Source organism: Achromobacter deleyi (assembly GCF_902859705.1).
GTDB classification, from domain to species: domain Bacteria; phylum Pseudomonadota; class Gammaproteobacteria; order Burkholderiales; family Burkholderiaceae_B; genus Achromobacter; species Achromobacter deleyi.
The window spans coordinates 53,358-59,357 of record NZ_CADIJO010000032.1 but is presented as its reverse complement, the minus strand read 5'-3'; the positions used below and the strand labels follow the sequence as shown (position 1 = coordinate 59,357).

At 65.8% G+C, this 6,000-nt stretch carries 6 protein-coding genes; all 6 read right to left on the bottom strand.

The features are described from left to right. Nucleotides 1–384: TrbG/VirB9 family P-type conjugative transfer protein (locus tag HV798_RS28280; RefSeq protein ID WP_175216605.1), on the bottom strand; the 384-nt coding region annotated here is incomplete at its 3' end. Between the two features lie 152 nt (nt 385–536). Continuing rightward, entirely contained in the window at nt 537–1,877 is a 1,341-nt protein-coding gene (locus HV798_RS28275; RefSeq protein ID WP_025135195.1) for an extracellular solute-binding protein, read from the bottom strand. A 4-nt stretch (nt 1,878–1,881) separates the two neighbouring features. Further along, nucleotides 1,882–3,138: a D-amino acid dehydrogenase gene (locus HV798_RS28270; protein ID WP_175192650.1), complete on the bottom strand. Its 1,257-nt coding sequence runs from the start codon at nt 3,136–3,138 to the stop codon at nt 1,882–1,884. A gap of 204 nt (nt 3,139–3,342) precedes the next feature. Next, nucleotides 3,343–4,389, bottom strand: a complete 1,047-nt coding sequence (locus tag HV798_RS28265; protein WP_025135193.1) for a CDP-6-deoxy-delta-3,4-glucoseen reductase — start codon at nt 4,387–4,389, stop codon at nt 3,343–3,345. Between the two features lie 55 nt (nt 4,390–4,444). Beyond that, nucleotides 4,445–4,813 (bottom strand): aspartate 1-decarboxylase, encoded by a 369-nt coding sequence (panD, locus tag HV798_RS28260; protein ID WP_025135192.1) that lies wholly within the window; start codon nt 4,811–4,813, stop codon nt 4,445–4,447. A gap of 306 nt (nt 4,814–5,119) precedes the next feature. Then, a complete protein-coding gene (locus HV798_RS28255; RefSeq protein ID WP_175192651.1) occupies nt 5,120–5,992 on the bottom strand; it encodes an MOSC domain-containing protein in 873 nt (290 codons plus the stop codon). Between the last annotated feature and the right edge of the window lie 8 nt (nt 5,993–6,000).

The following is a 6,000-nucleotide window of genomic DNA, read 5'->3' as shown; positions in this document are numbered from 1 at the left end:
GCCGCCGACCGCCGCGACATCCTGCCCGCGCTGCGCGCGCGCCGACAAGCGGCCGCCACGAAACGCCAGCGCGCGCCAGCCGCCAGCCAGGACCACGTAGGGCTCGCGACGCACATAGGGCAAGGCGCGCTCGCCATCGGGCCCCACGCCGAAAATGGCGGGCAGCGCCTGGCCCGGCGCGAACTGCAGCCAGGTTTCGCGGCCATCGTCGAACACCTGCATGGGTGCGACGGCGGGATCGCCGGACAAGCGCCAGTCAAAGCGAAAGCCTTGCGCGGCCGGCCCGGCAGCCTGCCACGAAGTGCTGGCCGAGCGCGAGGCCAGCGGCAACGCGCAGCCCGACAGACCGGACAGACCCACCGCCAATAGGAGTATTCGAACCATGCTTCACCGCTAGCAAAAGGCGAACCGGAAACGGATCGCGGTGAAGCCATGGTGGAGCAAGGCCAGTCGCCGCAACAGACTGGCATGTACGCAGGGCGAAAAAAAGCCCGGTTCGAAAACCGGGCCTTCTGGCCTTGCTGGCAGCGCGCTGCTTAACGCTGGGTCGCGATGCTGCGGGCCTGGTTGGCAGCGTTGTTCAGGGCCGAGACCGGGGGGGTCTTGCCTTCCAGCGCGTCGTTCAACTGCTGGTTGAACACGGGCTCGATGCGGTCGTAGTTGGCCATGCGGAAACCGCGGCTGTTGGCGACCGGACGCGTGCTCATGGAAGCCACCACGGCTTGGGCGCCGGGAATGCTCTTGTAGAACGACACGTCGGACGCGCGGAACGCGGCTTCGGTCAGCGGCAGGTAGCCGGTGCGCTGGTGCCATTCCGCTGCGATGACGGGCTTGGACAGCCAGGCCAGGAACTGCGCCGTGGCCTTTTCTTCGGCTTGCGGACGGCCTTCAAGCGCCCACAGCGCCGAACCGCTCACGAACGGCTGGCCGCCGGTCTGGGTGGCCTGGTCGTAGTAAGGCAGCGGCGCCACGCCGAACGACAGGCCCTTGGTGTTCAGGAACTGGCCGAACGAGCCCGAATTGCCGGTCAGGACCGCGCATTCACCCTTGGCAAAAAGCTTGTCCGAGGTGTTGTCGGCCGAGTGCGCCATGAACAGCAGCGACCGCTTCCAGCTGACCATCAGCGAGATGTGGCGCATGTAGAGCGTGTCGAACTGCATGGCAGGCGCCGCGCTCTTCTTGGTGACCGCATCCAGGCCGTTGTTGTTGCTGGTGAACTGCTGGTTGTTCACGGGCGCCAGGTTTTCCAGGTGGATCGACACCTGGTCGCTGGAGGCGTAGGGGCAGTCAAGATCGGCCACGTCGCGCAGCTTGAGGAGTTCGCCTTGCAGGGCGGTCCAGGTGCGGGCGGGCTTGTTGGGGTCGAGGCCGGCCTTCTTGTAGGCGGCGGTGTTGTAGAACATCACCGGCACTTCGGCCATCCAGGGGAAGGCCAGCAGGCGGCCCTTGCCGTCGCGGATGAAGCTGCTGGTGGCCGGCACGAACCAGTTCAGGTCCTTGACGGGGTACTTGGCCAGCAATTCGTACATCGGCAGGATGGCCTTGTGCTCGGCCACGACTTCCGGCGAATGGTTGTCGTTCAGTTGCACCAGGTTCGGGGCCTTCTTGGCCTTGACCGCGGCGGTCGCTTCCTGTTGCAGGGCGGCTTGCGAATCGAAGCCGCGCAGGGTCACTTTGACCTGGTCCTGCTCTTTGTTGTACTGCTTGGCCAGCTTTTCGAATTCGGCCTTGTTGGCATCCGGCAGCGTGTGCCAGACCTGGATCTCGACAGGTGCGGCATTGGCCGCGCCTGCTACCGCCATGGCGGCGCCAAACACCCATGCCCGCCGGCTGGCGAACATCGCGCGGGCAACGCCCGCCAATTGCAATTTCTTCATAGGTTCATAGACCAAGAAAAGGGAATTCCGGTTCTGGGCGACGCCCGCTGAGCAGGTCTGCCAGAGCCCGGCCCGAGCCAACGCCCATCGTCCAACCGAGAGTACCGTGTCCGGTATTGATATACAAATTGGGGATACGGCTGCGGCCGACGATAGGCACGTTCGAGGGGGTGGACGGGCGCAAGCCCGACCAATAACTGACGCGCTCGAAATCGAGCGCGTCGGGAAAGAGTTCGCGGGCCAGCCGCGTCATGGCCTCGCAGCGGCCGGTATTCAGGCCGCGGGAATAGCCGGACAGCTCGGCGGTGCCCGCCATGCGCAGGCGGTCGCCCAGGCGCGAGAACACCACTTTGTGGCTGCTGTCGGTCAGGCTGACGGTAGGCGCGCCATCGGGCTTCAAGACCGGGAAGGTCGCCGAATAGCCCTTGGCGGGATACACATTGCACGGAATGCCCAGCGGGCGCAGCAGCGACGGGCTGAAACTGCCCATGGCCACCACATAGGCGTCGGCGGCCAGGGTGCCGTAGCGGCCGTCGGGTTCGATGAGTTCAACGCCCTGCACCGCGCCGCCCTGGGTAATCAGGCGCGTGACGCGGGTGCTGTAGCGAAATTCGACGCCGGCCCGCGCGCAGCGCTCGGCCAGGGCGACGGTGAACAGATGCACGTCACCGCTTTCGTCTTCGGGAGTGAAATCGCCGCCGACGATGGTGTTGCGGTGCGGCGCCAGGGCCGGCTCGATGGCGATGACTTCATCAGTGGACACCACGCGACGCTCGACGCCGAAATCGCGCATCAGGCCGGCGGCCCGTTGCGAGTTTTCGAATTCGTGCGGGTCGCGGTAGAAATTGAGGATGCCGCGTTCGAGGTGGTCGTATTCGATGCCCAACTCGGCGCGCATGCTGCGCAGGGTGGCGCGGCTGTATTCGGCCATGCGGACCATTGCGCGGATGTTCGGCGCCAGGCGGCCCGGCAGGCATTCGCGCAGAAAGGCCAGGCCCCACATCCATTGCCGCCAATCCAGCTGCGGGCGAAACAGCAGCGGGGCGTCGTCCTGGAACATCCATTTGAGCAGTTTCAGGGGCGCTTGCGGGTTGGCCCAGGGTTCCGCGTAGGACACGGATATCTGGGCGCCGTTGGCAAGGCTGGTTTCCTGGGCGGGTCCGGTGCAGCGGTCGATGACCACGACGTCGTGGCCTGCCTGGCTAAGCCACCAGGCGCTGGAGATTCCGATGATGCCGCTACCCAATACCGCTACTTTCATGCCCGCATTGCTCCTTGCGTACCCACTGGGTCCGCGGACACGATGTCCGCGCCCCGCGGCAAGCCGCTGCCAAGGTGACATCGCAGTTTACCCCGACGCCCCGCCCTCGCCTACGGCTGAAAACATCAAAAAAAGGGGCGGAATCGATCAGCCTGGATCAGGCTGCCGGTTCGCCCCTTTTTGCTTGCTCGCCCCCGGGATGGATCAGGGTGCGGCTTTGGCCAGGTCGGCCTCGGACGTGAAGGCGTCCGCGTAGAACTCTTCGGGCGGCAGGCCGCGCTGGGCGCTGAATTCGCGCCGGGCGGCATCGACCATGGGCGGCGCGCCGCAGGCGTAGACCTGGTACCCCGACATGTCGGCGATGTCGTGCAGCACGGCCTCGTGGACGAAGCCGTCGCGGCCGGTCCAGTTGTCTTCCTGCAGCGCGTTGGACACCACGGGCACGTAGCGGAAATCCGGCAGCGCCTCGGTCCACGACTGCGCCAGCGCATCCATGTACAGGTCGCGCGGGCGACGACCGCCCCAGTACAGCGAGACCGGGCGGTGGATGTTCTTGTGGATCATGTGTTCCACGATGGCCTTGACGGGTGCGAAGCCCGTGCCGCTGGCCAGCAGGATGATGGGCTTGTCGCTGTCTTCGCGCAGGAAGAACGAGCCGAACGGGCCCTCGAGGCGCAGGATTTCGCGCTCTTTCATCTGCGTGTCGCCGGCGCCGAACACGTGGTCGGTGAACAAGCCGCCCGGCATGTGGCGGATGTGCAGTTCGAGCGGGCTGCCGGTATGCGGCGCGCCGGCCATCGAATAGCTGCGGCGGCGGCCGTCCTTCAGGATCACTTCGATGTATTGGCCGGCGTAGTAGCGGAACTGCTCGGAAGCCGGCAATTGCAGCTTGAGCACGGTGACGTCGGGCGCGGCGCGCTCCATGGTCTGCACGCGCGAGGGCAGCTTGCGGATCTGGATGTCGCTGGCCAGGCGGACCTCGGTGGATTCGACCACGAGGTCGGAAGCGGGCCGCGCCTGACAGAACAGGGTGTAGCCGTCGGCCAGTTCCTCGGGCGACAGGATCTGCGCGGGGTATTGGCCCGCGTCGAACTCCCCGGACACCACTTTGCCCTTGCAGGTGGAGCAGGCGCCGTTGCGGCAGCTGTAGGGCAGGACGATGCCCGCGGCCAGGGCGCCGTCGAGCACGGTCTGGCCCGGCTCGACCGGGAATTGATGCTTGCTGGGTTGAATGATGACCTGGAAGCTCATGATGAAACGTATCAGGGTTGACGGAGCGCCGCCTGGCGCTCCGCCCGGCCCGGCCTCAGGCCGGGAACTTGCGGATTTCCTTGACGCGGTTGGCGTCGTCCACCAGCACGACCTGCGGCTTGTGGGTGGCGGATTGCTCTTCCGACATCGGCCCGTAGGTGCAGATGATCATCAGATCGCCGACCTGGGCGCGACGCGCGGCGGCGCCGTTCAACGAGATGACGCCGCTGCCGCGGGCCGCCTTGATGATGTAGGTGTCGAAGCGTTCGCCGTTGTTGATGTTGTAGAGCTCGATGCGTTCGAACTCGCGCATGCCGGCAGCGTCCAGCAGGTCTTCGTCGATGCCGCACGAGCCTTCGTAGTGAAGATCGGCTTCGGTGACCGTGACGCGGTGCAGCTTTGCCCGCAGCATGATGCGTTGCATGATAGAAATGTCCTGGTTTCGCGTACCGGCGCGCGAAGTGATGCAATGAATGCGAATACGCCTGCGGGCGGATGATCCCGCGGGCCAAGAACCGCGCGGCACCCGGTTTCTGCCGTCGGAAGCCGGTATTCTATAATTTTTGCCGCGATGGAACGCCCTGCCGCCCGGTCCAAAAGCCACTTGGCGGCATTTGCCATCCAAAATGGCAGCATTGGCCATCGTCATGGCCCGAAAACGTCCATCTCTCGGCGGGCACCCGCCCCGCAAAAACCGGGTTGGACCGGCCGGGCCTGGCCCGGCGCGATGTCAGAAGTCCAGCTCGATCTCGACCCCGTCGCCCACTTTCAGGCGGGCGCCGGCAGGCGCATCGACGATGGCGTTCTGGCCGAACACCACCCCGATATCCAGGTTGCGGTAGCCCGCCAGCGTACGGCCGGGTTCATCGTGCTGCACAGCGGTGTGCTGGTCGATATCGGGAATCGAGCAGCGGGTGCACGGCTTGACAAACGCCATGCTGACCGGCCCGGCGGTGATCATGGCGGTGTGGTCTTCCTCGAAAGCCTCCCATTCCCCCTGCACGACGATATTCGGCCGGAAACGGTCCATCGGCACCGGCGCCACGCCCTTGGCCTGCAGCCGGGCGTTCAGGTCGTCCAGCGATGCCTGGTTGGCCACCAGCAGCGGGAAACCGTCGGCGAAACCGAAGAAATGGTCGCCGCCGAAGGTATCGGCCAGATCCGGGTGGCCGTCGGTCCACTTGTCCACCCATTCGGGCTTGGCAGGCCGGGCCGCGGCCTCGTCCACCTTGTACAGGCGGCACGGCGTCTTGAGGAAAGCGGTGCACCATTCGGCCGCCGCCTCGCTTTCGCGGCGCGCATCGATGAAGTCCTTCCAGACGCCCACCGATTCCACGCCGGCCTGCAGGCCGGAACCATCCAGCGGCACATCCAGGTCCGCCATGCCGGGCGCCGACAGACGCAGCGAATCGGCGGTCAACGCGGTGCGGATCAGCGCCATGGCGGGCCATTGGCGCTGCGTCATGAACTGGCCGTCGGCCCCGATCACCATCCAGCGGCGGTCATACGCCAGGCCGGCGCGATCCACTGGCGACTCGGCCAGATCGATACCGGCACAGGATTTGATCGGATAGATATGCAGGCTGAGGATGCGGGCAGACATGGCAGGGA